Annotated in this window: 21 protein-coding genes; 13 read left to right on the forward strand and 8 right to left on the reverse strand. The window is 67.4% G+C overall.

The window, feature by feature from the left end:
- The first annotated feature begins 5 nt into the window (after positions 1-5).
- Entirely contained in the window at positions 6-2,498 is a 2,493-nt protein-coding gene (locus D7Y61_RS12085; protein ID WP_258010347.1) for a putative peptide modification system cyclase, read from the forward strand.
- 7 nt (positions 2,499-2,505) lie between these two features.
- On the opposite strand, the gene D7Y61_RS12090 is transcribed toward D7Y61_RS12085, so the two are convergent.
- Positions 2,506-2,799, reverse strand: coding sequence for an NHLP-related RiPP peptide (locus D7Y61_RS12090; RefSeq protein WP_180866441.1), 294 nt, complete (start codon positions 2,797-2,799; stop codon positions 2,506-2,508).
- Positions 2,800-2,937: 138 nt separating this feature from the next.
- Between D7Y61_RS12090 and D7Y61_RS12095 the strand changes: the two genes are divergently transcribed.
- Positions 2,938-4,104: a putative peptide maturation dehydrogenase gene (locus tag D7Y61_RS12095; protein ID WP_180866442.1), complete on the forward strand. Its 1,167-nt coding sequence runs from the start codon at positions 2,938-2,940 to the stop codon at positions 4,102-4,104.
- A gap of 18 nt (positions 4,105-4,122) precedes the next feature.
- On the opposite strand, the gene D7Y61_RS12100 is transcribed toward D7Y61_RS12095, so the two are convergent.
- The 3 genes from D7Y61_RS12100 to D7Y61_RS12110 are packed head-to-tail and all read right to left on the reverse strand — an operon-like array spanning position 4,123 to position 8,931.
- Positions 4,123-6,138 (reverse strand): acetyl-CoA carboxylase biotin carboxylase subunit, encoded by a 2,016-nt coding sequence (locus D7Y61_RS12100; protein ID WP_430543708.1) that lies wholly within the window; start codon positions 6,136-6,138, stop codon positions 4,123-4,125.
- Between the two features lie 8 nt (positions 6,139-6,146).
- On the reverse strand, positions 6,147-7,757 hold the full coding sequence (locus tag D7Y61_RS12105; protein ID WP_180866444.1) for a carboxyl transferase domain-containing protein: 1,611 nt from the start codon (positions 7,755-7,757) through the stop codon (positions 6,147-6,149).
- Between the two features lie 10 nt (positions 7,758-7,767).
- The gene (locus D7Y61_RS12110; RefSeq protein WP_180866445.1) at positions 7,768-8,931 is read right to left on the reverse strand and encodes an isovaleryl-CoA dehydrogenase; all 1,164 of its coding nucleotides are present in this window, start codon (positions 8,929-8,931) and stop codon (positions 7,768-7,770) included.
- A gap of 161 nt (positions 8,932-9,092) precedes the next feature.
- Between D7Y61_RS12110 and D7Y61_RS12115 the strand changes: the two genes are divergently transcribed.
- The 3 genes from D7Y61_RS12115 to D7Y61_RS12125 all read left to right on the forward strand — a co-directional run bounded on the left by D7Y61_RS12115 (position 9,093) and on the right by D7Y61_RS12125 (position 12,185).
- On the forward strand, positions 9,093-9,710 hold the full coding sequence (locus tag D7Y61_RS12115) for a TetR/AcrR family transcriptional regulator (RefSeq protein ID WP_180866446.1): 618 nt from the start codon (positions 9,093-9,095) through the stop codon (positions 9,708-9,710).
- Positions 9,711-9,906: 196 nt separating this feature from the next.
- Positions 9,907-10,425 (forward strand): c-type cytochrome, encoded by a 519-nt coding sequence (locus D7Y61_RS12120; RefSeq protein WP_005407662.1) that lies wholly within the window; start codon positions 9,907-9,909, stop codon positions 10,423-10,425.
- 311 nt (positions 10,426-10,736) lie between these two features.
- Positions 10,737-12,185 carry an ExeM/NucH family extracellular endonuclease gene (locus tag D7Y61_RS12125; protein WP_180866447.1) on the forward strand — a complete coding sequence of 483 codons (1,449 nt, stop codon included), beginning with the start codon at positions 10,737-10,739 and terminating at the stop codon, positions 12,183-12,185.
- A gap of 318 nt (positions 12,186-12,503) precedes the next feature.
- Here the strand turns inward: D7Y61_RS12125 and D7Y61_RS12130 are convergent, their stop codons facing one another.
- Positions 12,504-13,361 (reverse strand): EamA family transporter, encoded by an 858-nt coding sequence (locus D7Y61_RS12130; protein WP_180866448.1) that lies wholly within the window; start codon positions 13,359-13,361, stop codon positions 12,504-12,506.
- Positions 13,362-13,404: 43 nt separating this feature from the next.
- Between D7Y61_RS12130 and D7Y61_RS12135 the strand changes: the two genes are divergently transcribed.
- Together D7Y61_RS12135 and zapE are read left to right on the forward strand one after the other, a co-directional pair.
- Complete coding sequence (locus D7Y61_RS12135) at positions 13,405-14,076, forward strand: alpha/beta hydrolase (protein WP_180866449.1); 672 nt, start codon at positions 13,405-13,407, stop codon at positions 14,074-14,076.
- On the forward strand, positions 14,073-15,173 hold the full coding sequence (gene zapE, locus D7Y61_RS12140; RefSeq protein ID WP_180866450.1) for a cell division protein ZapE: 1,101 nt from the start codon (positions 14,073-14,075) through the stop codon (positions 15,171-15,173). The genes D7Y61_RS12135 and zapE overlap by 4 nt, the downstream gene beginning before the upstream one ends.
- A gap of 92 nt (positions 15,174-15,265) precedes the next feature.
- Here the strand turns inward: zapE and D7Y61_RS12145 are convergent, their stop codons facing one another.
- Positions 15,266-16,072 carry a DUF2884 family protein gene (locus D7Y61_RS12145; protein ID WP_180866451.1) on the reverse strand — a complete coding sequence of 269 codons (807 nt, stop codon included), beginning with the start codon at positions 16,070-16,072 and terminating at the stop codon, positions 15,266-15,268.
- A 552-nt stretch (positions 16,073-16,624) separates the two neighbouring features.
- Here D7Y61_RS12145 and D7Y61_RS12150 point away from each other — a divergent pair.
- Both D7Y61_RS12150 and D7Y61_RS12155 read left to right on the forward strand, forming a co-directional pair.
- Positions 16,625-19,027 (forward strand): ribonucleoside-diphosphate reductase subunit alpha, encoded by a 2,403-nt coding sequence (locus tag D7Y61_RS12150; RefSeq protein ID WP_180866452.1) that lies wholly within the window; start codon positions 16,625-16,627, stop codon positions 19,025-19,027.
- A 127-nt stretch (positions 19,028-19,154) separates the two neighbouring features.
- Positions 19,155-20,174: a ribonucleotide-diphosphate reductase subunit beta gene (locus D7Y61_RS12155; protein WP_008264781.1), complete on the forward strand. Its 1,020-nt coding sequence runs from the start codon at positions 19,155-19,157 to the stop codon at positions 20,172-20,174.
- Between the two features lie 189 nt (positions 20,175-20,363).
- On the opposite strand, the gene D7Y61_RS12160 is transcribed toward D7Y61_RS12155, so the two are convergent.
- On the reverse strand, positions 20,364-20,999 hold the full coding sequence (locus tag D7Y61_RS12160; RefSeq protein WP_180866453.1) for a LysE family translocator: 636 nt from the start codon (positions 20,997-20,999) through the stop codon (positions 20,364-20,366).
- Between the two features lie 152 nt (positions 21,000-21,151).
- Here D7Y61_RS12160 and D7Y61_RS12165 point away from each other — a divergent pair, with 152 nt between their 5' ends.
- From D7Y61_RS12165 to D7Y61_RS12175, 3 genes are all read left to right on the forward strand, one after another.
- Positions 21,152-21,553 (forward strand): acyl-CoA thioesterase, encoded by a 402-nt coding sequence (locus D7Y61_RS12165; protein ID WP_004153688.1) that lies wholly within the window; start codon positions 21,152-21,154, stop codon positions 21,551-21,553.
- Positions 21,554-21,609: 56 nt separating this feature from the next.
- Positions 21,610-22,425, forward strand: coding sequence for an NAD-dependent protein deacetylase (locus D7Y61_RS12170; protein WP_180866454.1), 816 nt, complete (start codon positions 21,610-21,612; stop codon positions 22,423-22,425).
- Between the two features lie 181 nt (positions 22,426-22,606).
- Positions 22,607-23,707, forward strand: a complete 1,101-nt coding sequence (locus D7Y61_RS12175) for an NADH:flavin oxidoreductase/NADH oxidase (RefSeq protein WP_180866455.1) — start codon at positions 22,607-22,609, stop codon at positions 23,705-23,707.
- 3 nt (positions 23,708-23,710) lie between these two features.
- On the opposite strand, the gene D7Y61_RS12180 is transcribed toward D7Y61_RS12175, so the two are convergent.
- A complete protein-coding gene (locus D7Y61_RS12180) occupies positions 23,711-24,622 on the reverse strand; it encodes a LysR family transcriptional regulator (protein ID WP_180866456.1) in 912 nt (303 codons plus the stop codon).
- Positions 24,623-24,736: 114 nt separating this feature from the next.
- On the opposite strand from D7Y61_RS12180, the gene purU reads away from it, so the two are divergent.
- On the forward strand, positions 24,737-25,588 hold the full coding sequence (gene purU, locus D7Y61_RS12185) for a formyltetrahydrofolate deformylase (protein ID WP_180866457.1): 852 nt from the start codon (positions 24,737-24,739) through the stop codon (positions 25,586-25,588).
- Positions 25,589-25,608 lie beyond the last annotated feature (20 nt).

The raw sequence follows: 25,608 nt of genomic DNA on the forward strand, positions 1-25,608 counted from the left end.
AGGCGATGAATGGCGACAACGGAACGTCAGCCCCGCGTAGCCCCCAGCTGCGCGCCCTGCTGTTCACCGATCTGTGTGATTCGCTGCAGTTGGTCGAGCGGATCGGCGATGTGGCGGCAGCGAGCCTGTTCCAGGAACACGACCGCCTGGTGCTGATATTGCAGCACCGCTGGAACGGCCAGCTGATCGACCGCTCCGATGGCCTGTTCATGCTGTTCGAGCGCGCGGTCGATGCGCTGGGTTTCGCCCTGGACTACCAGCGTGAACTGCATGCGCTGGGCCAGCAGCGCGAGATCGAACTGCGCGCGCGTGCAGGCCTGCACGTGGGTGACGTGCTGACCTGGGAAAACAGTGCAGAGGCCATCCGGGCCGGCGCCAAGTCGATGGAGGTGGAAGGCCTGGCCAAGCCGATGGCGGCGCGGCTGATGATGCTGGCACGGCCTGGCCAGATCCTGCTGTCGGCCGTGGCCGAATCGCTCACCCGCCGTGCCACTGATGCGCTGGGTGAACGTGGCCCGCGCCTGCTGTGGAAATCACACGGCCGCTGGCGCTTCAAGGGCGTGCCGGTGGTGCAGGAAGTGATCGAAGTGGGCGAGATCGGTTCGGCGCCGTTGCGCATGCCGCGTGCCAATGCCAAGGCACGCCGCGACCTGCCGCTGTGGCGTCAGCCGCTGGTGCTCGCCGCCCAAGGCTTGGTGCTGACTGTGGCGGTGCTGGGCGGCTGGCTGCTGCTGCGGCCGGAACCGGCGATCGCGTTCGCCGAGCGTGACTGGGTGGTGCTGGGGGACGTGGACAACCTCACCGGCGACCCGATCTTCGACGACTCGATGCGGCATGCGATCCGGATCGCGCTGGAGCAGTCGCGCTACGTGAACGTGCTGTCCGAGGGCAAGATCCGCGAAAGCCTGGAGATGGCACGGCTCTCGGGCGACACCCGGCTCAACCGGGATACTGCCGTCGATGTTGCCGTACGTGAAGGCGCACGCGCCGTGCTGTTGCCAACGGTGCGGCAGAAGATCGGCGGCTACGAGCTCGCCATCGACGTTGCAGCGCCGGGCAGTGGCCAGGTGATCCAGACGTTTACCGCCAGCGCGGACCGATCCGACCAGATGGTATTCGCGGTGGACGACGTGGTCGGGCGCCTGCGCCGCGGACTGGGTGAGTCGGTGGCAAGCCTGGAACAGTCGTTGCCATTGCCTCGGGCATCGACCCAGGACCTGCGCGCACTGCGTGCGTTCGCCCTGGCCGAGAGCGCGCTGGGCCAGCGCCGCTTTGAGGAGGCACGCAACCTCTACCAGGCCGCGATCGACATCGACCCCGGTTTCGCCCTGGCCTACATGGGCGTGGCCAAGCTGCACGCGCGCGTTGAGGAAGGGCGGCGCGCACGCGACGCCATGCAACATGCACTGGACCTCCAGGATCGCCTCCCGCCACGCGAGCGGCTGTATCTGAAGGCATGGATGGCCGAGCTGGAGCCAGGGGGATGGGCGCTGGAGCAATGGCGCACGCTGGCCAAGGTCTACCCGGATTCGTTTGCCGGGCTGTCCAACACATCCTGGTACCTCCTGCAGGCCAACCAGTTCAGCGAGGCTGAACCCTATGCGAGGGCGGCCGCGGTGCCGCAGGACCCGCTGCGGCTGTATCCGCTGGTCCATCTGGTGCGGATACAGATTGCCGCCAACCAGCCGCACCTGGCCGCCGAAACACTGGCCCAGGCACAAGTCCTGCGTGGCCGGGATGACGCCGACGAGACGGGTGTGGATGTGCTGGTGGCGCAGGGGCAGTACGCGAAGGCAGCGCAACTGTTGCCACAGATCCATGCCACCGATGAGCTGCAGCAACGCATGAAGCTGCGTGCGCAGCTGCTACTGGCAGCCGCGCAGCGCAATTGCGCTGCCATGCAACAGGCGGTACGCGAAGATGCAGCGGTGCCGGCGCTGGTCGATCTCCAGGTGCAGCAACGCCTGCAGCATGCCAGTGTGGCGGCCCTGTGCCCGACCGCGGACCGGGCCGAGCTGCAGGCCATTGCGGCATTGCTGCAGCCGATGCTGAAGGAGCGCGATGATCCCATGTTGCATGCCCGTGGCCTGCAGTGGTTGGCGCTGGTCCACTTGGCGCAGCGGCAGGGCCAGTTCGGGCAGGCCAAGCGCTGGCTGGAGGAGCAGCGCCCGCTGCTGCGCAGCCTGCGTAGCCCGGTGGCGGACCGCTGGCTGCGCATCGTCAGCGCAGTGGATGAACTGCACATGCAGCGACCGGATGCTGCCCGTACTCTGATCGAGCCGATGCTCGATGGCAGCGAGCCGGTCCAGGCGCACGTGGTGCTACTGCTCGCGCTGCGCGCGCAGGGTAATGAAGCCGCTGTGCGACGTCAGCAGGCCTGGCTGGCCCAGCATCGCGGCCAGGCCATTGCCGAGGTGACCGCCCTGCAGATTTGGCAGCCCCTGAACGTGCATGACGTTTCCACGTGGGCAACGCCGGCGACAACCGGCGCGCCCTGAAGGTGGGTCAGCCGATGCGCTCGCCGACCTTGCCTGCTTCGAAGCAGAACACCACGGTCATGGCCGCCACCGACCCGGACAGGTGGGCCTGCAGCCCGTCGCGCACCTGGCGCAGCTCCTCGACCGAAGCCAGGGTGCCGATCTTCATGCAGTCGTTCTCGCCAACGGCACCGTCCAGCCCGATCGAGGCCAGGGCTTTGCCCGGTGATGCGGTGAAGTGGCTGCGGAAATCGTCGTTGCCGATCAGGTGGTCCAGCAGGGTGCTGGCGTCTGCGGCGGAAAGGCGGGGATGGGTGCTCATGGGAATCGTCCGTAGGTTGAGTTTCTCGTATCGGCCGCGACAGCCTGCCATTGAGGGCCGTAGCGTGCACGCTGCTAAAGTTGGCCGCGCTGCGGTCGTTGCTGCTATGCCGGTTCTGCGGCAGAAGGAAGGAATCCCATGCGCTTGCGCCGTTGCGCCAGCCTGATGTTCGAGCCCCGCGAGTCGGTCACCCTGGACCTGCGCGCGATGCTGGCCGGCCACGCTGAGATGGACAGCCAGATCAGCTGGGTGGCGTTGGCTGCCCATCTGGACCAGCCCCTGCCGGTGGATGCCGGGGAACGCCAGCTGCTTGGCGAGCTCAGCGCGCACCGATGGAGTGAACCGCCCGCCGATGCCTCCCCGGCCATGGTGGCGCGCCTGGTCGAGCAGGGCCTGCTGCTGACCGATCCGCCCAGCGAGGTAGGGCACCAGATGCGCGACGAGGCGCTACGGCGCAGCCAGTGGTGGCCGCTGGCCGCGCTGGCCCATCGCCACGCGCGCTGGCAGGCCGTGGACAGCGTGGAGGACATGCGACGGCAGGGCCTGGACACCGCCGCCGGCCTGCGCCAGCGGCTGGGGCCGCCGCCGCCGGTGGTGCAGCCCATGCAGGGCGACTACCAGCCGCTGCCGCGCAGCGAAGAGGCTGCGTTCGACGAACTGCTGGCACGCCGCACCACCTGCCGCAATTTCGACCCGCAGCGCGCGCTGCCGCTGCCGCTACTGGCCCAGGTACTGCAGCGCACGCTGATGGCCCACGCCGTGCAGAAGGTCGAGCGCGATACCGAGTTCCTGAAGAAGAACGTGCCCTCCGGCGGCGGCCTGCATCCCACCGAAGGTTTTCTGCTGGTACAGAACGTGGAGGGGCTGGCACCGGGGCTGTACCACTACCACCCCGTGCAGCACGCGGTACTGCCGTTGCCCTCGCCGCCGCCTGACGCATTGCCCGCGCTGGCACGGCGGATGCTGTCCGGTCAGGAGTGGTTCGCCGATGCGCCGGCGCTGCTGGTGCTGGCGCCGCGCTATGACCGCTGTTTCTGGAAATACCGCAACCATGCCAAGGCGCACCGTGCGGTGACGCTGGATGTCGGCCACATCTCGCAGCTGCTGTACCTGTGCGCGACTGAACGTGGACTGGCGGCGTTCGTCACCGCAGCCATCAACGATGCCGATGTCGATCGTGCATTCGGTTTCGATGGCATCGGCCAGAGCGCGATGGCCATCTGCGGCCTGGGCTGGCGCAGTGCCACGCTGGACACCGCCGAATTCGATCCCGCTGGCCGGATAGTGGTGGGCGACGGCTGCTGAGCGGCCGTCGCCCGGCATTCACGCCGCTTCGAAATCCACCAGCACCGCCCCGTCACCCACCTGGTCGCCGGCCTTGGCGCGATAGCCTTTTACCGTGCCGTCGGCCGGTGCCTGCAGGGTGTGCTCCATCTTCATCGCCTCCAGCACCACCAGCGGCGTACCGCGCTTGACCTCGGTGCCGGCGGCGACCAGCGTGGCCACGATCTTCCCGGGCATCGGTGCCAGCAGGCTGCCGGCATCGGCCACGGCGTGGTCCGACTCGCCTACTGGGTCGTGCAGGGTGAAGCGGTGCTGGCCATCGGCACCGAACAGGTACAGCTGGTCGCCTTCGCGCAGCAACTGCAGCTGCCAGCGGCGGCCATCCAACTGCACTGACAGACGCTGCGCATCGGCCGTGCCGATCACCTGCACCGGCGCGCCGTCATCGCGCTGCACGCGCCAGCCATCGGCCAGCGCCCATACCTTCAGCGTGTGCTTGCGTTCGCCCTGCTGCAGCGGCAGCACGCGCGGTGCCGATGCGCCGAGGCGCCAGCCGTCCTGGGCCTGCCACGGCGAATGCGGGTCGCGCGCGTCGGTGCTGGCATCCGCAGCGCTTGCAACCGCAGTCACGGCGGCCAGCTGCCACAGGGCGTCATCGGTGTCGCCCACCGCGCTCAACGCCCCCTGTTCGCGTTCGATCAGCGCGGTATCCAGCTTGGCGTGGGCAAACGAATCGGTGTTCACCAGCCGGCGCAGGAAACCGGCATTGGTGGTCACGCCCACCACCTGGCAGTCGGCCAGGGCCTGGCTCATGCGGCGCAGCGCGGCGTCGCGGTCCACGTCCCAGACGATCAGCTTGGCGATCATCGGGTCGTAGTACGGGGTGATGCTGTCCCCTTCCTCCACGCCGGTATCCACGCGCACGTTGGCCGACGGGATCGGCAGGCGCAGGCGGCGCAGGGTGCCGGTGGACGGCAGGAAGCCGCGGTCGGCATCTTCTGCGTACAGCCGTGCTTCGATGGCATGGCCGTGGATGGCCAGCTGGTCCTGGCGTAGCGGCAACGGCTGGCCCGAAGCCACGCGCAGTTGCCACTCCACCAGGTCGGTACCGGTGATGTATTCGGTCACCGGGTGTTCGACCTGCAGGCGGGTGTTCATTTCCATGAAGTAGAAATCACCATCCGGGCCGGCGATGAACTCCACCGTGCCGGCACCGACATACCCCACCGCGCGCGCGGCATCGACCGCCGCCTTGCCCATTGCTGCACGCCGTTCGGCGCTCATGCCCGGTGCGGGCGCTTCTTCCAGCACCTTCTGGTGGCGGCGCTGCACCGAGCAGTCGCGCTCGAACAGGTAGACCGCCTCACCGTGGCTGTCGCCGAACACCTGGATCTCGATATGGCGCGGGCGTTCGACATACTTTTCGACCAGCACATGGTCATTGCCGAACGCCGAGGCCGCCTCGCGCTGGCAGCTGGCCAGCGCATCGACGAAGTCCTCGCTGCGCTCGACCTTGCGCATGCCCTTGCCGCCGCCGCCGGCGCTGGCCTTGATCAGCACCGGGTAGCCGATGCCATCGGCCTGCGCACGCAGGAAGTCCGGGGCCTGCTGGTCGCCGTGGTAGCCCGGGGTCAGCGGCACACCGGCCTTGGCCATCAAAGCCTTGGCCGCGCTTTTGTCACCCATCGCACGGATGGCGCCGGCCGGCGGGCCAATGAAGGTGATACCGGCGGCGGCGCAGGCGTCGGCGAAATCGGCGTTCTCGGACAGGAAGCCGTAGCCGGGGTGGATGGCCTGCGCGCCGGTTGCGCGCGCGGCGTCGAGCAGGGCATCGCCGCGCAGGTAGCTCTCGCGCGCGGCGGCCGGGCCGATGTGGATGGCTTCGTCGGCCAGGCGTACGTGGCGCGCGTTGCGGTCGGCATCGGAATACACCGCCACGGTGGCGATGCCCAGGCGACGGCAGGTGGCGATCACGCGGCAGGCGATTTCGCCACGGTTGGCGATCAGGATCTTGGTGAACATGGCAACGGGCTTCATGGGAGCGTGCTCGGTCATGGCATGGATTACATGCGGAACACGCCGAAGCGCGTCTGCTGCGGGGCGGCGTTGAGGCTGGCTGACAGCGCCAGAGCCAGCACACGGCGCGTATCGACCGGATCGATCACGCCGTCATCCCACAGGCGGGCACTGGCGTAGTAGGGGTGGCCCTGCTGTTCGAACTGCTCGCGGATGGGCGCCTTGAATGCATCTTCTTCTTCGGCCGGCCACTGGCCGCCCTTGGCCTCGATGCCATCGCGCTTCACCGTGGCCAGCACGCTGGCGGCCTGCTCGCCGCCCATCACGCCGATGCGCGCGTTGGGCCACATCCACAGGAAGTTCGGCGAGTACGCACGGCCGCACATGCCGTAGTTGCCAGCACCGAACGAACCACCGATCACCACGGTGAGCTTGGGTACCTTGGCGCAGGCCACGGCCATCACCAGCTTGGCCCCATCCTTGGCGATGCCGCCCTGTTCGTACTTGCGGCCGACCATGAAGCCGGTGATGTTCTGCAGGAACACCAGCGGGATGTTGCGCTGGGTGCACAGCTCGATGAAGTGCGCGCCTTTCAGTGCCGACTCGGAGAACAGGATGCCGTTGTTGGCGATGATGCCGATCGGGTAGCCGTTCAGATGGGCAAAGCCGGTGACCAGCGTTGCGCCGTAGCGCGGCTTGAACTCATCGAAACGCGAACCGTCCACCAGTCGCGCGATTACTTCGCGCACGTCGTAGGGCTTGCGCGTATCGGCCGGGATCACGCCGTACAGTTCGTGTGCCGGCAGCAGCGGTTCTTCGCAGGCCTGCACCGCCATTGCCGGTTCCGGCTTGCGCCAGTTGAGCTGGGCGATGATCGCGCGTACCCGCGCCAGTGCCTGCAGGTCGTTGTCGGCCATGTGGTCGGCCACGCCGGAAATGCGCGTGTGCACGTCGGCGCCGCCCAGTTCTTCGGCGGTCACTACTTCACCGGTGGCGGCCTTCACCAGCGGCGGGCCGCCCAGGAAGATCGTGCCCTGCTCGCGCACGATCACGGTCTCGTCGCTCATCGCCGGCACGTAGGCGCCACCGGCGGTGCAGCTGCCCATCACGCACGCGATCTGCGGAATGCCCTGCGCCGACAGGTTGGCCTGGTTGTAGAAGATGCGGCCGAAATGATCGCGGTCGGGGAACACCTCGTCCTGCAGCGGCAGGAAGGCGCCACCGGAGTCGACCAGGTAGATGCACGGCAGATGGTTCTGCTCGGCGATCTCCTGCGCGCGCAGGTGCTTCTTCACCGTCATCGGGTAGTAGGTGCCACCCTTCACCGTGGCGTCGTTGGCCACGATCACGCATTCCACGCCGCTCACGCGGCCAATGCCGGCCACCACGCCGGCGGCGGGCACGGCATCGTCGTACATGCCATGCGCGGCCAGCGGCGCGATTTCCAGGAAGGCGCTGCCGGGGTCGAGCAGGGCATCGATGCGGTCACGCACCAGCAGTTTGCCGCGCGCGGTGTGCTTGGCGCGTGCCGCCTCGCTGCCGCCCAGTGCCGTGCGGGCAAGCGTGGCGTGCAGGTCGTCGACCACGACCTGCATGGCCGTGCGGTTGGCTTCAAACGTATCGCTGCCCGGTTGCAGCTGGCTGTTCAGGACGGTCATCGCGGTGGCCTTACAGGGTGCGCTGGAACAGTTCGCGGCCGATCAGCATGCGGCGGATCTCCGAGGTGCCGGCGCCGATCTCATACAGCTTGGCGTCGCGCCACAAGCGGCCGGTCGGGTACTCGTTGATGTAGCCGTTGCCGCCCAGGATCTGGATCGCCTGGCCGGTCAGCCAGGTGGCCTTCTCGGCGGCGTACAGGATGGCACCGGCCGCGTCCTGGCGGGTGGTGCGGCCCTGGTCGCAGGCGCGCGCCACGGCGTACACGTAGGCGCGGCAGGCGCCCAGGCCTACGTACATGTCGGCGATCTTGGCCTGGATCAGCTGGAAGCTGCCGATCGCCTCACCGAACTGGTGGCGCTCGTGCACGTACGGCATCACCACGTCCATGGCCGCGGCCATCAAGCCCAGCGGGCCACCGGACAGCACCACGCGCTCGTAGTCCAGGCCGGACATCAGCACGCGCACGCCACCGCCGACGGCACCCAGCACGTTTTCTTCCGGCACTTCGCAGTCCTGGAACACCAGTTCACAGGTGGGCGAGGAGCGCATGCCCAGCTTGTCCAGCTTCTGCGCGGTGGAAAAGCCCTTCATGCCCTTCTCGACCAGGAAGGCGGTGATGCCCTTGGCGCCGGCCTCCATGTCAGTCTTGGCGTAGACCACCAGCACGTCGGCGTCGGGGCCGTTGGTGATCCACATCTTGTTGCCGTTGAGCACGTAGCGGTCACCGCGCTTGTCGGCGCGCAGCTTCATCGACACCACGTCCGAACCGGCGCCCGGCTCGCTCATCGCCAGTGCGCCCACCTTGGCGCCGCTGCACAGGTCGGGCAGGAAGCGCTGCTTCTGTTCCTCGTTGCCGTTCTTTCGCAGCTGGTTCACGCACAGGTTGGAGTGCGCGCCGTAGGACAGGCCGATGCCGCCTGAGGCGCGCGAGATTTCTTCCATCGCCACCACGTGGGCCAGGTAACCCATGCCGGTGCCGCCGTATGCTTCTTCCACGGTGAGGCCCAGCAGCCCCTGTTCGCCCAGCTTCGGCCACAGCGCCAGCGGGAACTGGTTGCTGGCATCGGCCTCGGCGGCCAGCGGCGCGACCTCGGCGGCGGCAAAATGGGCCACGCTCTGGCGCAGCAGGTCGATGTCTTCGCCAAGGTCGAAGTTCAGGGATGGCACGTGCATTGTGGTGGCTCCACGGCGGGATGGCAGGAAATGGACGCACCCGGCGGGGGAGCGGGCGGCGGTCTGCAGGACCGCTGCCCGCACGGGCGATTGGACCCCAGCGTAGCGGGGTTCGGGTAAGAAGTGAATACAAATTCAAAAATTGAAACCAGAATCAAAACATGGCCTACAAACGCTCTGCACTGATGGAAGAACGCCTGGCCGGGGCCCGTGAACGGATCCTGCTGGCCACCCGTGAGCTGGTCGCTACTGGCGGCTGGCGCAATGCCCCGGTGACCGCCGTGGCGACCCAGGCGGGGGTGTCCACCGGCCTGATCTACCGGCATTTCCCGTCCAAGGCCGACCTGTTCGTGGAAGTCCTCAATGCCGCCGTGGCCCACGAGGTCGCGATCATGGAGCGCATCGCCAGTGGTCCGGAGGTGGCCAGCGAGCGCCTGCGCCTGGCAATCACCGCCTTCGTCCGCCGCGCCCTGGCCGGGCCGGGGCTGGCGCACGCCTTCATCGTCGAACCGGTCGACCCGGATGTGGAGGCCGAACGCATGCGTGGTCGTCGCGCGTTCGGTGACGTGTTCCTGCGGCTGGTGGAGGAGGGCGTGGCGGCCGGTGAGCTGCCGGCGCAGGACGCGCATGTGGCCGCCGCCTGCCTGGTCGGCGCCTTCACCGAAGCCATGGTCGGCCCCACCGCGCCCAGCCGCGAAGCACACCGCGACGAAGACGCGCTGGTGGATGCGATCTGCAGCTTCTGCCTGCGCGCGATCGGCGCCCCGGCAATCCGGTAGAGCCGGCCGCTGGCCGGCTTCCGCACGATCCATCCGGCAGATGGCGATGCCGGCCWGCGGCCGGCACTACCGAGTAGGCATGTTGCGCCGCACCAGCAGTGACGCCTGTTGTCGCACGCAAGGCGCGTTCTATACTCGGTCCATCACGCAGTCGCTCAGCCGTGGTCCAACGACTATCAGCCAGGGGTAACGAAGAGTGCGGAATTACGATCTGGAGTTCCTGAAACGCTTCTCCATGGTGATCGCGCTGCTGGCGACCATCACCCTCGGCCTCATTCTTCTTGCTGCTTACATCCACACCCGGATCCCACCCGAGGTGTCGCCGACCGCGGCCAAGCGCACCGAACAGCGCATTTCGCCCACCGGCGCGGTCTATGCCGGCAGCACCGGCGCCGCCGCGCAGGCCGCAGCCAAGGCCGCCGCGCTGGCCAAGGCCGCGTCGCAGGTCGCCTACGGCGGCACCAAGGACGGCAAGGTCATCTTCGACAACCTGTGCACCGCCTGCCACACCACCGGTGTGGGCATGGCGCCGACGCTGGACCATTCGCACTGGGACAAGCGCATCGCACAGGGCAAGGACACCCTCTACAAGCACGCCATCGAGGGCTACACCGGCCCGGACGGCGGCATCATGCCGCCCAAGGGCGGCAACCCGGCCCTGACCGAGGAACAGATCCACGCCACCGTGGACTGGATGCTGGGCAACCTGAAGTAGCCGGCGAACGCCCGAACCACCGGACGGTCGTTGGGGCGAACGGTAGATCGGGCGAACGGTAGAGTCGACTGTTAGTCGACTGCTCTTCCCAAGGGCACCGAAAAGCCCGCGCTGCGCGCGATAGTCGACTGACAGTCGACTCTACCCGTCGGTCGCCCCGGTCGCCCCGGTCGCCCCGGTCGCCCCGGTCGCCCCCGGTGCCCCGGTCATCGCCCGGGGTTTTGCCCACCACGGCCAAAACCCCGCTGCGCAAGCGGGGTTTCGCATTTCGGGGTTAGTCTGTGCCCCCTCTTCCCTGGAATCGCCCGTCGATGCGCCGCCGCTCCCTTGCCCTTGCCCTGTCCCTGCTGTTGCCGGCCATCGCCTTCGCCCAGGCCCAGCCGCAGGCCGCACCGGCCCCGGTAACGCCGACCGCGCGCGGCAGTGCCACCGTGGTGCTGACCGCCGCGCCCTCGGACTGGCGTGCGCTGGATGGCCAGCGCGTGCGCATCGCTGCCCCGCTCACCCTGGCCGGCACCGATGGCCTGGAGCGGTTCGGCCAGCTCACCGTGTCCTTTGATGGCCGCCTCTGGCAGCCCACCGAAGTAGCCGCTCCAGGGACTGCCGGCTACGAGCAGGTGATGGCTGACAACCAGCGTCGCCGTTTGCTGCTGGACGATGGCAGCGAGGCACGTGACCCGGGCAGCGTGCCCTACCTGCCGGGCAACCCGGTGCTGCGCACCGGGATGCAGCTGCGCAATGTCGAAGGCACCGTGCGCGTAGATGCGCAGGGCCGCCCGACCCTGAAGGTGGAGGGGGCGCTGAAGCTGCCGGAGCTGCAGCGCCCGCCGGTGCCGACGGTGCCGGGCACCCTGCAGATCGCCGCATTCAATCTGGAAAACTACTTCAACGGTGACGGCCAGGGCGGCGGTTTCCCGACCCCGCGCGGTGCGCGCACGCTGGACGAGCACAAGGCGCAGGTGGCCAAGCTGGTCGCCACCATCAGCGCCCTCGATACCGACATCGCCGCACTGATGGAACTGGAGAATGACGGCTACGGTCCGCAGTCGGCCATTGCCGAACTTCTGGCGGCGCTCAATGCACTGCCGCGCACCGACCCGAACGACGAATGGGTGGCGGTTGATCCAGGTGAAGGTCCGGGCACGAATCCCATCCGGGTCGGCATCATCTACAAGCGCGGGTCGTTCAAGCCATTGGGCCGGCCACTGACCCGTCTGGATGGTCCGTTCGCCGAACACAGTCGCGCGCCGCTGGCCCAGGCCTTCCAGGGCAAGGGACAGCCGTTCATGGTGGTGGCCAACCACTTCAAGTCGAAGGGCTGCCGCGATGCCAGCGGTGCCGATACCGACCAGAACGATGGCCAGGGCTGCTGGAACGCCACCCGCGTGGAATCGGCGCGCCAGCTCAACCAATGGGTGAATGCCGAAGCCGCGCGCCTGAAGGTCAAGGACATCGTGCTGCTGGGCGACTTCAACGCCTACGCAATGGAAGACCCCGTTCGCACCCTGCATGACCTGGGCTGGCAGGATGCATTCAAGGTGGCCAAGGTGGAGCACCCCTACAGCTACGTGTACAACGGCTATACCGGCCGCCTCGACCACGCGCTGCTGAGCGCCAGCATGGCCAAGCGCCTGGCCGGCGCCGCCGAATGGCACAGCAACGCCGACGAACAGGACGCCAGCGGCTACCAGAGCCGCAACGTGCAGGGCCCGTGGCGCAGTTCCGACCACGACCCGCTGCTGCTGGGCTTCGATAAATAATCCTGCGGCTGGGCATCCGCTTGGGTGTGGCGCACACATGGGGCGTCACTGATCCTGCTGTTGCTTTTGATCTTCCAGTCCGCCTTCAAGCGAGCCGAGCATCGCAGGTGAATCAGGGGCGAAGAGGCGCCGATGTCTGAGCGCAGCGAGTTCGGCGCCGTCCCCTGATTCACCGAGAAGCGCAGGGTACCGGTGCACAGCGCCGGCTCGCGATTGGCGGAGCGTTTCTTTGGTTACTTTCTTTGCGCGCAAAGAAAGTGACACCTCTCCGGAGTTGCGGAAACGACTTGCCGGGGATGGCCCGGTACAACCGATACCTCAACCCCAGGCGATCAACCCGATCGCCAGCACCGCCAGCGCCAGTCCGGCGCGGTTCCACTTCGTGGTCGCCTCGCCGAAGGCGAACACGCCCACCAGCGCGCCCAGCACCACCACGCCGATGTTCATGCCGGCGAACACGGTGGCCGGGCTGTCCGGCATCGACTGATGCGCGTGCACATAGAAGAGAATGTTGCCGCCATTGAGCAGGCCCAGCAGTGCACCCGCGCCGAGGTTGCGCCAGGCCAGCAGGCTGCGGCCACTGAAATGCCGCCATAGCTGCAGCGCCAGCATCAGCACGAAGGCCACACTGAAGCTGGCCAGCACCGCCGCCATCGACGGCGTGCCCGACAGCGCCACCTGCTTGAGCAGCACGTCGACCACCGCGAACCCGGCCCAGACGCCCAGCAGCCAGCCCCAGCCACCGGATGAGGACGCCACCGCCGGTCCGCGTGGGCGCAGGCTGATGGCCACCATCGCCAGCAGGCCCAGGCCGAGCCCAGCCAGCTTCCACGGCGTGGCGGTCTGGCCGAAGAACAGGAAGGCGGCGGTCAATGACAGCAACAGCGACAGCCGCTGCGCCACGTCGCTGCGGACGATGCCGGCCACCGCCACCGCGCGGCCCAGCACCAGGAAGATCGACGGCAGCACCACCGCCAGCGCAAGCAATGACAGCCACGGCGCATGCGGCGCGCGCAGTGCATCCAGCGGCGGCTGCAGCACCACCGCCGTCATTGCCGCGGCCACCAGATAGTTCCAGGTGACCATCTGCGCGACATCCAGCTGGCGGCGGTTGGCCAGCTTCAGCAACACCGAAACCAGCACGCTGCAGATCACGGCCAAAGACAGGTAGAGCATGGGGCGGGCACAGGGCAGGGGCGGGGGACGGTATCATGGTGCCATGCACAAGCCCTCGTTCCCCGTCGCCCCCGGCGAAACCGCCTGCCTCGAACTGGACGGCCCGGCCGGCCCGCTGGAAGTGGTCGTCGACCTGCCCAAGGCCGATGTGCCGGTGCAGCCGATCGTGGCCATCATCTGCCACCCGTTGTCCACCGAAGGCGGCACCCTGCACAACAAGGTGGTCACCATGACCGCCACCACCCTGCGCGAGCTGGGCATCGCCACAGTGCGCTTCAACTTCCGCAGCGTCGGTGGTTCGGCCGGTGAGTTCGACCACGGCGTGGGCGAGCAGGACGACCTGAAGGCCGTCGCCGCCTGGGTGCAGAGCCAGCGCCCCGACGACCGCCTGTGGCTGGCCGGTTTCAGTTTCGGTTCGTTCGTTTCGTTGAAGGCCGCTGCCGCGCTGCAGCCCGAAGCGCTGATCTCGATCGCGCCGCCGGCCGGCCGCTGGGATTTCGATGGCATCGCACCGCCGGCACGCTGGCTGGTGATCCAGGGCGAGCAGGACGAGATCGTCGACCCGCAGGCCGTCTACCAGTGGCTGGACACGCTGGATTTCCCGCATGAACTGGTGCGCATGCCCGAGACCAGCCACTTCTTCCACCGCAAGCTGATCGACCTGCGCGGCGCGCTGACCCACGGCGTGAAGCACTGGCTGGGCGCGGCGGCATGAGTGCAACCGAGTTGACCCCGTCGCAGCGGTACGCGGAAGGGGTTGCCCGTGGTGATTGGCAGAACGACCCGGCACAGCATGCAGCACTGGCCGAGCTGGACCGCATCCACCTGGGTCTGGTGGACAGCGCCGAAGACGGCTGGCTGGACCGCCTGTCCTCGTTCTGGAAGAAGCCCGATCCGGTCAAGGGCCTGTACTTCTGGGGCGGCGTCGGTCGCGGCAAGACCTTCCTGGTCGACCTGTTCTACGACGGCCTGCCGATCAAGCAGAAGTACCGCACGCACTTCCACCGCTTCATGCGCAGCGTGCACGAGCGCCTGCGCGAGCACCAGGGACAGAGCGACCCGCTGGCGAAGATCGCCCAGGAATGGCGCAGCAACCTGCGCGTGCTGGTGCTGGACGAGTTCTTCGTTACCGACATCGGCGATGCCATGCTGCTGGCGCGGTTGCTGGAGCGCCTGTTCGCCGAGGGCGTGACCCTGGTCACCACCTCCAACACGGCGGTGGAGAACCTGTACCTCAACGGCCTGCAGCGCGAGAGCTTCCTGCCGGCCATCGGCCTGCTGCAGCGCTTCTGCGTCGAGCTGTACGCCGAAGGCACCGAGGATTACCGCATGCGCGCGCTGACCCGCTCGCCGGTGTACCGCGCGCCGCTGGCGGCTGACAGCGATGAGTGGCTGGGCAGCCGCTGGGGCGAGCTGAGCGGTGGGCAGGCGGCCAAGGCCGGCAACATCGAGATCGAGGGCCGCAAGATTCCGGTGCGGGCCCGTGGCAAGAGCATTGCCTGGTTCGATTTCGCCGCGCTGTGCGAAGGCCCACGCGGCCCATCGGATTACATCGAGATCGCGCACGAGTTCAACACGGTGCTGCTGGGCGGCATTCCGGCATTCGATCGCCTGAACGAAGACGCCGCGCGCCGCTTCGTCAACCTGATCGATGAGTTGTACGACCGCCACGTCAACCTGGTGTGCACCGCAAGCACCTCGCCGATCGAGCTGTACACCGGCCAGCGCCTGCAGGGCGCGTTCGAGCGCACCGCCTCGCGCCTGATCGAGATGCAGAGCGCTGAATACCTAGGCACCCCGCACCGGGCGTGAGGGGAGTGCGGGAATGCGTTGCCGGCCAGCGGCCGGCACTACCCCGCTATCGTCCCGGTAGTGCCGGCCGCTGGCCGGCATCCACGGCGCGCTTACCGGCTCGGCGCCACCGCATCATCCTGCGGCTGCTCGCGCACGCTGGCCGCCACCTGCACGCCCTCACTGCGCTGGATCAGCCGCAGCGGCTGCCCCTGGTAGCGCACCTCCAGCGCGTCGTGGGCCTCGGCCACGGCGGCCACCAGCGGGCACAGCGCCTGCGCGCGGGCCTCGATGCGCTCGGCGCGACCCTCCAGCTGCCGTTCCATCTGCGCATCCAGGCGGTCGGCGCGCTCCTCCATCGCGTCGCTGCGGCCGGTGACCATCTGCCACAGCATGCTGCGGGCGATGGACGCGGACAGCGACTCGGCCATGTCCTGCACCTTGGCCTCGAAGCCCGGCCCGAACACCGCCTGTTCCCAGTAGCCCTTGCCCAGCGTGCCGCCGATCCAGTCATCGGCCTGCCGGCGCAGGCGCCGGACCTTGCGGCTGTTGGCGGTGCCGGTGAGGCTCTCATAGACCCCGTCGAGCACGTCGAAACTCAGTCCGCTCACTTCCTGGGCCAGCGCCGTGGCCGCCGGCATCAGCTGCCGCGCCCCGGCCTCCATCTGCCGCAGGCGGGCGGCGTCGGCCTCGCTGACCGGCACGACCGTGTCGTCCAGGCTCAGCACGCCATCGTGGAACACTACCTCGTGCGGCGCCTGCGGACCATGCCGCAGCCAGATGCCGCCGCTGTCCACCAGCACGTCGTAGTCGGTGCGGATGCCGCACTGGTCCGAGCGCAGCTTCGGGGCGTCGCCGGCCAGCACCGGGGCGGTGGCCAGGCAGGCCAGCAGGGCCAGGGCGGGCAGGGGCAGGCGCATGGTGGAATCCTTTCCGGTCAGTGCAGGGCCCCAGCATCCCGCGCCCGCACGGTGACGTCACCGGCCGGAAGTCACTGCCCGATGGCAATCGAACCGGCCATACCGGCTTTCCCACCGGCTGCCCACCACCTATCCACAGGGTTGTCCCTAGCCAGTTTCATCACTGTCATGTGAAGCTGTCATTGTTCCGTTTTCGCGGTGCGTTGTACCACCGCAATGACGCCTTTCGGGCTTGACTGCGCAGCCCGTTCCGGCAGGTCTGAAGCGTCTGATCCGGGCGCCGATGGCACGATCCTTGCGGCGCAAGGGGTTGCCGAATTTCACTACATTTGGCGTTGACGGACCCCATCACCCCCACTATCTTGTGGCCGTCGGTCGCAGCAACCCCAATTCCAGGGGTGCCCGGGGTACCCATCCGCGATCGTCAACGGCAGTGGCAGGCGCAGGGTCTCATCCCCTGCGACGCCGTCCTGCCATCCTGGGCTGTCATGTCCCGGGCTGCGTCACCCGATGCATCGAGCACCCACCAATCACGCCAAGAGGACACACGCCGTGACCACCGAATCCAGCGCCACCATCGAGAAGGAAAGCGAATTCCTGTTGACGTCGCCGCCGACGGCCAACGCGATGAGTGTGACCAAGCGCAATGGCACGACCGAACTGGTGGACCTGAACAAGATCGTGCGCGCGGTGCAGCGTTCCTCCGAAGGCCTGCACGCCGTCGATCCGATGCGCGTGGCCACCCGCACCATTTCCGGCCTGTACAACGGCGCCACAACCCGCGAGCTGGACGAACTGTCCATCCGCACCGCCGCCCTGCTGATCGGTGAAGAGCCTGAGTACGGCCGCCTTGCTGCGCGCCTGCTGGCCAACTACATCGCCAAGGAAGTCTCGGGCCAGGAAATCTACGCTTTCTCGCAGTCGGTCAGCCGTGGCCATGAAGTCGGCCTGATCAACGACCGCCTGCTGAACTTCGTGCAGACCAACGCGCGCAAGCTCAACGATGCCATCGACATCTCGCTGGACCTGAACTTCGATTACTTCGGCCTGCGTACCCTGTACGACCGTTACCTGCTGCGCCACCCGCACACCCGCAAGGTGATCGAGACCCCGCAGCAGTTCTTCCTGCGCATCGCCAGCGCGCTGAGCGAGGACGTGTCCGAGACCCTGGCGCTGTACAAGCGCATGGGCAACCTGGACTACCTGCCGTCCAGCCCGACTCTGTTCAACTCCGGCACCACCCACGAGCAGCTGTCCTCGTGCTTCCTGCTGGACTCGCCGCAGGATTCGCTGGAGTCGATCTATTCCAAGTACGGCGACATCGCCCAGCTGTCGAAGTTCTCCGGCGGCATCGGCGTCAGCTACACCCGCGTGCGTTCGCGTGGTTCGCTGATCAAGTCGACCAACGGCCATTCCAACGGCATCGTGCCGTGGCTGAAGACCATGGACTCGTCCGTGGCCGCAGTGAACCAGGGTGGCAAGCGCAAGGGCGCAGCCTGCGTGTACCTGGAAACCTGGCATGCCGACATCGAGGACTTCCTCGAGCTGCGTGACAACACCGGTGACGAAGCCCGCCGTGCGCACAACCTGAACCTGGCCAACTGGGTGCCGGACCTGTTCATGAAGCGCGTCGAAGCCGACCAGGAATGGTCGCTGTTCGATCCGCGCGTCGTGCCGGAGTTCACCGACCTGTTCGGCGAAGCCTTCGAGGCCGCCTACCTGCAGGCCGAAGCCCAGGGCAAGGCCAACCGCACCATCTCCGCGCGCAAGCTGTACGCCCGCATGATGCGTACGCTGGCCGAGACCGGCAACGGCTGGATGACCTTCAAGGACAAGTGCAACCGCGCCAGCAATCAGACCCTGCGTCCGGGCAACGTGATCCACCTGTCCAACCTGTGCACCGAAATCCTGGAAGTCACTTCCAACGATGAAACCGCAGTGTGCAACCTGGGTTCGATCAACCTGGGCAACCACATCGACGAGCACAACGAGTTCGACTTCGAGAAGCTGGCCGAGACCGTGCGCCTGGCCGTGCGCCAGCTCGACCGCGTCATCGACCTGAACTTCTACCCGATCGAAACCGCCCGCCGCGCCAACCTGCGCTGGCGTCCGGTCGGCCTGGGCTGCATGGGCCTGCAGGACGTGTTCTTCCGCAAGCGCCTGCCGTTCGACAGCGCCGAAGCCCGCGCCCTGTCGAAGAAGATCGCCGAAACGATCTACTTCCACGCCCTGGAAACCTCGGCCGAACTGGCCCAGGAACGCGGCAAGCACCCGTCGTTCAACGACACCCGTGCCGCCAGCGGCGAACTGCAGTTCGACGCCTGGAACGTGGTGCCGGAAGACACCGCACGCTGGGATGCCCTGCGTGAGCGCATCAAGGAACACGGCCTGCGCAACTCGCTGATGATCGCGATTGCCCCGACCGCGACCATCGCCTCGATCGCCGGCTGCTACGAGTGCGTCGAGCCGCAGGTGTCCAACCTGTTCAAGCGCGAGACCCTGTCCGGTGACTTCCTGCAGGTCAACCGTTACCTGGTGAACGAGCTGAAGAAGCTGGGCCTGTGGACCGCCGACATGCGCGATGCCATCAAGCTGGCCGAAGGTTCCATCGCCGGTGTGGCGCAGATTCCGGAAACGCTGCGCGAGGTCTACCGCACCGCGTGGGAACTGCCGATGCGTTCGCTGATCGACATGGCCGCCGAGCGTGGTGCCTTCATCGACCAGTCGGCCTCGCTCAACCTGTTCATGGAAAGCCCGAACATCGGCGCGATGTCCTCCATGTATATGTACGCCTGGAAGCAGGGCATCAAGACCACCTACTACCTGCGCTCGCGCCCGGCCACCAAGATCGCCAAGACCACGGTGAGCACCGCAGCCCCGGCCAAGGTGTTCAGCCCGGACGAAGCCATCGCCTGCTCGCTGGAAAACCCGGAAGCCTGCGAGGCCTGCCAGTAAAACGCGCTGTGCCGGCCCCGCCGGCACCTCGCACCAGTAGAGCCGAGCCATGCTCGGCTGCGGAAAAACACCCACGGTAGCGCCGGGCCATGCCCGGCGTCTCACCCAGGAATTCAAGGAAACACCCATGGCCGACAAGCCCAAGCAGATGCTGCTCGATCCCGGTTTTGAACTGACCCTGCGTCCGATGCGCTACCCGCAGTTCTATGACATGTACCGGAACGCGATCAAGAACACCTGGACGGTGGAAGAGATCAACTTCCAGATCGATATCACCGATCTGCACAGCAAGATGTCGCCGGGTGAGCGTCACCTGATCCATCGCCTGGTCGCGTTCTTCGCCACCGGTGATTCGATCGTGTCCAACAACCTGGTGCTGAACCTGTACCAGCACCTCAATGCGCCGGAAGCGCGCATGTACCTGTCGCGCCAGCTGTATGAAGAAGCGCTGCACGTGCAGTTCTACCTGACCCTGCTCGACAACTACCTGCCGGACCCGGAGGAGCGCGTCAAAGCCTTCGCTGCGGTGGAGAACATCGACTCGATCAAGAAGAAGGCCGATTTCTGCTTCAAGTGGATCGACTCGATCCAGGACCTGAAGCGCATCGAGACCCGTGCCGAGCGTCGCCAGTTCCTGCTCAACCAGATCTGCTTCGCCGCCTGCATCGAAGGCCTGTTCTTCTTCGCCGCGTTCGCCTACGTGTACTACTTCCGTTCGCGCGGCCTGCTGCCGGGCCTGGCCTCGGGCACCAACTGGGTGTTCCGCGACGAGAGCGCGCACATGGAGTTCGCGTTCGAGTCGGTGCGTGTTGTCCGCGAGGAAGAGCCGGACCTGTTCGACGATGAAATGAAGCAGCAGGTCTACGACATGCTGGCCGAAGCCATCGAATGCGAAGTGCAGTTCGCCGAGGACGTGCTGTCCGGCGGCGTGGCGGGCATCTCCACCCGCGACATGCGCCAGTACCTGCAGCACTGCGCCGACCAGCATTTCGCCAAGCTGGGCATGGAAAAGAAGTACAACGTGCGCAACCCGCTGCCGTTCATGGAGCTGCAGGACGTGCAGGAACTGACCAACTTCTTCGAACGCCGCGTCTCGGCCTACCAGGTGGGCGTGCAGGGCGAAGTCGCCTTCGACATGAACTTCTGATCGAACCGGTCAGATCTGTCGCAACGAAAAACCCCGGCCAACGCCGGGGTTTTTTGTTGGTAGCGCCGGGCCATGCCCGGCGGAGCCTGCCTGGTGCTACCGGCCGTCATGCTGCACGCGGGCCTTTGTAGAGTCGAGCTTGCTCGACTGCCGTTCGCGCAAAGCGGTCGAGCAAGCTCGACTCTACAATCAGCGTCGCCCTTCCACCGCTATGCGTACCGCCAGCCCGGCCAGCACCGTGCCCATCAGCCAGCGCTGCACCACCTGCCAGGTCGGGCGCGCGGCCAGGAAACCGGCGATGCTGCCAGCGGTCAGCGCAATCATGCCGTTCACGGTCACACTCACCGCGATCTGGGTGGAGCCCAGCACGATCGACTGCATCAGCACACTGCCCTCGCCGTCCGGATGCAGGAACTGCGGCAGCAGCGACAGGTACATCACCGCCACTTTCGGGTTCAGCAGGTTGGTCAGGAACCCCATCGTGAACAGCTTGCGCGGGCTGTCCTGCGGCAGTTCGCGCACCGCGAACGGCGAGCGGCCACCGGGCTTGAGCGCCTGCCAGGCCAGGTACAGCAGGTACAGCGCGCCGCCGATGCGCAGCGCGTCGTAGGCGAACGGCACGGTCATCAGCAGGGCGGTGATGCCCAGTGCCGCACACAGCATGTAGAACACGAAGCCCAGCGCCACCCCGCCCAGCGAGATCAGGCCTGCCATCGGCCCCTGGCAGATCGAGCGTGAGATCAGGTAGATCATGTTCGGCCCGGGCGTGAGCACCATGGCCAGTGAAACCAGCGCGAAGGCCAGCAGGTCAGAAGTGGCGGGCATGGGCGGTCCTGGCAGTGGGCGTGGCGCAGTGTAACGCCTGCCGCAGGCGCGGCCTGCGCAGGCACCGCTGCCGGGTGACCGTTGCACGTGCATTCCGATGGCCATCACGCCGGTCGCTTAGAATCCGCAGCACCCCACACCGAAGCCCCCCCATGACCCCCATCCCCGAGACCGTGCCGCCCACCGAAGTGCGCATGGCCGAAATCGTCTTTCCCAACCACACCAACCACCTTGGCACCCTGTTCGGTGGCCAGGCGCTGGCGTGGATGGACAAGGCCGCATTCCTGGCCGCCGCCCGTTACTCGCGCCGCACCGTGGTGACCGCGCGCAGCGACCAGGTCGACTTCAAGCTGCCGATCCGCATCGGCCAGATGGTGGAAACCATCGGCCGCATCGTCGAAGTCGGCCGCAGCTCGATGAAGGTGGAGGTGGAACTGGTCGCCGAAGACCTGCACAGCGGCGAGCGCAAGCTGTGCACCCGCGGCCACTTCGTGATGATCGCGCTGGACGAGGAAGGCCACCCGATCGCGGTGCCTCCGCTGCCGGCGGCCTGAGTACGCCGGCTGAACCGGTGCTTGCGGGGGCGCCACCGCGCCCCCATCTGGCAGCCATGACCCTGCCACTGACCGACTTCATCGACCGTGCCCAGCGCCTGTTCGTGCTGACCGGCGCCGGCTGCAGCACCGCCTCGGGCATTCCCGATTACCGGGATGCCGACGGCCAGTGGAAACGCACGCCGCCGGTGACCTACCAGGCCTTCATGGGCGAAGCGGCCACCCGCCAGCGCTACTGGGCGCGCAGTCTGCTGGGCTGGCCGCGCTTCGGCCTGGCCCGGCCCAACGGCACCCACCAGGCGCTGGCCGCGCTGGAAAGCCACGGCAAGCTGCAGGTGCTGCTGACCCAGAACGTGGACGGCCTGCACCAGCGGGCCGGCAGTCGCAACGTGATCGACCTGCATGGCCGCCTGGACCTTGTGCGCTGCATGGGCTGCGAGCGCCGTAGCGGCCGCGAGGACTTCCAGCAGCGCCTGCTGGACGCCAATCCCGGCTGGGATGCCCTGGAGGCCGGCATCGCGCCCGATGGTGATGCCGATCTGGAGACCGATTTCTCCGCGTTCGTGGTCCCCGATTGCCTGTACTGCGGCGGCCTGCTGAAGCCGGACGTGGTGTTCTTCGGCGAAAACGTGCCGCGCGAGCGCGTGGCGGCGGTGCATGAGCACCTGCAGCAAGCTGACGCCGTGCTGGTGGTGGGTTCGTCGCTGATGGTCTATTCCGGCTTCCGCTTCGTGCAGGCGGCGGCCAAGGCGGGGCTGCCGGTGGCGGCGCTGAACCGCGGCCGCACCCGTGCCGATGACCTGCTGCAGTTCAAGGATGAGCGGGACTGCGCCGAGGCGTTGGCGGCGGTTGTCGAACCGCCGGCCGGGTAGAGCCGACTGTCAGTCGGCTATCGCGCGCAGCACGGGCCTTTCGCCGACCGTTGGAAAAGCAGTCGACTGACAGTCGACTCTACCGACCACCCGCCCCCGCGAAACAGCGATCCATCCAGACGGTTGATTCGCAGGCCGTGCGGCGGTGCAATACGCACCCCCTTCGTCGTCCATCACCGTCTTGAGCCAGCTGTTTTCGCCGATTTCGTTCGGCCCCCTGACCCTGTCCAACCGCATCGTCATCGCGCCGATGTGCCAGTACTCCGCCGAAGACGGCCGCGCCAGTGACTGGCATGCCATGCACCTGGGCAACCTGGCGCAGTCCGGTGCCGGCCTGCTGATCCTGGAAGCCACAGCGGTCGAGCCGCGTGGCCGCATCAGCTGGGCTGACCTGGGCCTGTGGGATGACGGCACCGAAGCGGCACTGGCACAGGTGCTGGCCGGCGTCCGCCGCTGGTCACCGATGCCGCTGGGCATCCAGCTCGGCCACGCCGGTCGCAAGGCGTCGGTGAGGCGCCCCTGGGACGGCGGTGGCCAGCTGCCAGCCGATGATGCGCGTGGCTGGGCCACCGTGGCACCGTCGCCGCTGCCGTTCCATGCCGGCGATCCGGCACCGCAGGAACTGGACGAGGCCGGTATCGCCGAGGTCATCGCCGCCTTCGCCGCCAGTGCGGCGCGCGCCGAGCGGCTGGGCTTCGAGCTGATCGAGCTGCATGCCGCCCACGGCTACCTGCTGCACCAGTTCCTGTCGCCGCTGAGCAACCGCCGCACCGATGGCTACGGTGGCTCGCTACCGAACCGCCTGCGCCTGCTGGTGGAAGTGTTCGACGCCGTGCGTGCGGCAGTGTCCGACAAGGTCGCGGTGGGCGTGCGTATTTCCGCCAGCGACTGGGTCGACGGTGGCTGGGACCTGGTGCAGAGTGAAGCGCTGGCGCAGGTGATGGACGCGCGTGGCTGCAACTTCCTGCACGTTTCCAGTGGTGGCCTGGACGAGCGCCAGAAGATCACCGTCGGCCCGGGTTACCAGGTGCCGTTCGCGGCGGCGATCAAGGCCAAGGTGCGCATGCCGGTCATCGCCGTGGGCATGATCACCGAACCGGAGCAGGCCGAATCGATCCTGCGCCATCGCCACGCCGATGCCGTGGCCCTGGCTCGCGGCATCCTCTACGACCCGCGCTGGCCGTGGCACGCTGCTGCTGCATTGCGCGACAGCGTGGAACCGGCGCCGCAGTACCTGCGCTGCGAGCCGCGCGATGCGCGCGGCGTGTTCAAGGCGCGCTGAGGCTCACACCCGCCAGGCCGGCGCCATGCCGGCCTGCAGGTGTTCGAACAGCGCGCGGATCTTGGCGGTGAAGTCGCGGCGGTCGCTGACGCAGAAGTAGACCTCCATCGGTTCCGGGCGCCACGCAGTGTCGGCGTCGAATACGGCCTGCAGGCGGCCATCGCGCAGGTACGGCTCGGCCACGAATGCGGCCAGCCGGGTGATGCCGGCACCGGTCGCGGCAAGCGTCGCCAGCGCATCGATGTCATCGCAGACCATGCTCGGTGGCAGCGCGGCGTCCACGCGCTGACCGTCCTTCAGCAGGCCCCAGCGCAATGGTCGGCCATCGGTGGGGAAGCGGTGCAGCAGACCACGATGGCTGCCCAGGTCGGAGGGTTGCTGCGGGGTGCCGTGCGCTTTCAGATAGGCCGGCGAGGCACAGAACACGAACGGTACGCGCGCCAGTTGCCGCGCGACCACGCCATCTTCCAGCTGCGCACCGATGCGGATGCTGGCATCCACCGCTTCCGGCCCATGCTGCACGGCGCGGTCGGTCAGGCGCAGCTCCAGCTGCAGCTGTGGATAGCGCTGCTGCAGTGAAGGCAGCAACGGTGCCAGCACATGACGACCGAACGCGCTGCTGCTGGCAATGCGCAGTGGCCCGGCCGGTTCGATGTCGCCGGCGGTGACCATGGCCTGCGCACGCGCCAGGTCGGCTTCGATGTGGCGCACCTGGGACAGGTACAGCGCACCGGCCTCGCTGAGGGCCAGCTGGCGCGTGCTCCGGTTCAGCAATCGTACGCCCAGATGGGCCTCCAGCCGGTTGATGTTCTGGCCGACTGCGGTGGCGCTGATGCCAAGGATGCGGGCCGCGGCGGCAATGCTGCCGGTCTCTGCGGTACGGGTGAAGCTGCGGATCAGTTGCAACAGGTTCATGACCAACCAGCTTGCCACGGGGACACCCAAGTATCGCTTGGGACTGAACCAAGCAGGTCGGTTGCATCGGTGACCATCGATCCTGAGGGCAGGCCGCTGCCCTACACTCGGACGATGCGCCCCGATTCCATTCTCACCCTCTCCTGTCCCGACCGTACCGGCATCGTCTACCGCGTGTCCGGCCTGCTGTTCGACCACGGCTGCAACATTCTCGACGCCCAGCAGTTCGGTGACGAGGAGAGCGGCCGCTTCTTCCTGCGCGTGCACTTCGACCGCGACGCCAGCCTGCCGCTGGAGACCGTGCACACGAGCATGGCTGCGCTCGCCGAAGGCTTCGGCATGGACTGGCAGCTGCACGATGGCCGCCGCCGCGCGCGCCTGCTGGTGCTGGTCAGCAAGCAGGGCCACTGCCTCAACGATCTGCTGTTCCGCGCCCACAGTGGCCAGCTGAAGGTGGACATCGCCGCGGTGGCGTCCAACCACGCCGACTTCGCGCCGCTGGCCGCGTCCTACCAGGTGCCGTTCCATCATCTGCCGGTGAACGCGGAAACGCGTGCCGTGCAGGAACAGCAGATCATCGACCTGGTCGAGCGCGAGCGCATCGACCTGGTGGTGCTGGCACGCTACATGCAGATCCTGTCACCCACGCTGTGCCGCGTGCTGGCCGGCCGGGCAATCAACATCCACCACGGCTTCCTGCCCAGCTTCAAGGGCGCGCAGCCGTACCACCAGGCGCACGCACGCGGGGTCAAGATCATTGGTGCCACCGCGCACTACGTCACCGAGGATCTGGACGAAGGCCCGATCATCGAACAGGACGTGGCCCGTGTGGACCACGCGATGGCACCGCGCGAACTGGTGCGGCTGGGCAGCGATACCGAGTCGCAGGTGCTGGCCCGCGCCGTGCGCCGGCACGTGGAGCACCGCATCCTGCTCAACGGGCACCGCACGGTCGTATTCCGGTAGTGGGGGGGGGGGGGGGGGGG

This window comes from Stenotrophomonas maltophilia (assembly GCF_013464485.1).
GTDB lineage: Bacteria > Pseudomonadota > Gammaproteobacteria > Xanthomonadales > Xanthomonadaceae > Stenotrophomonas > Stenotrophomonas maltophilia_AW.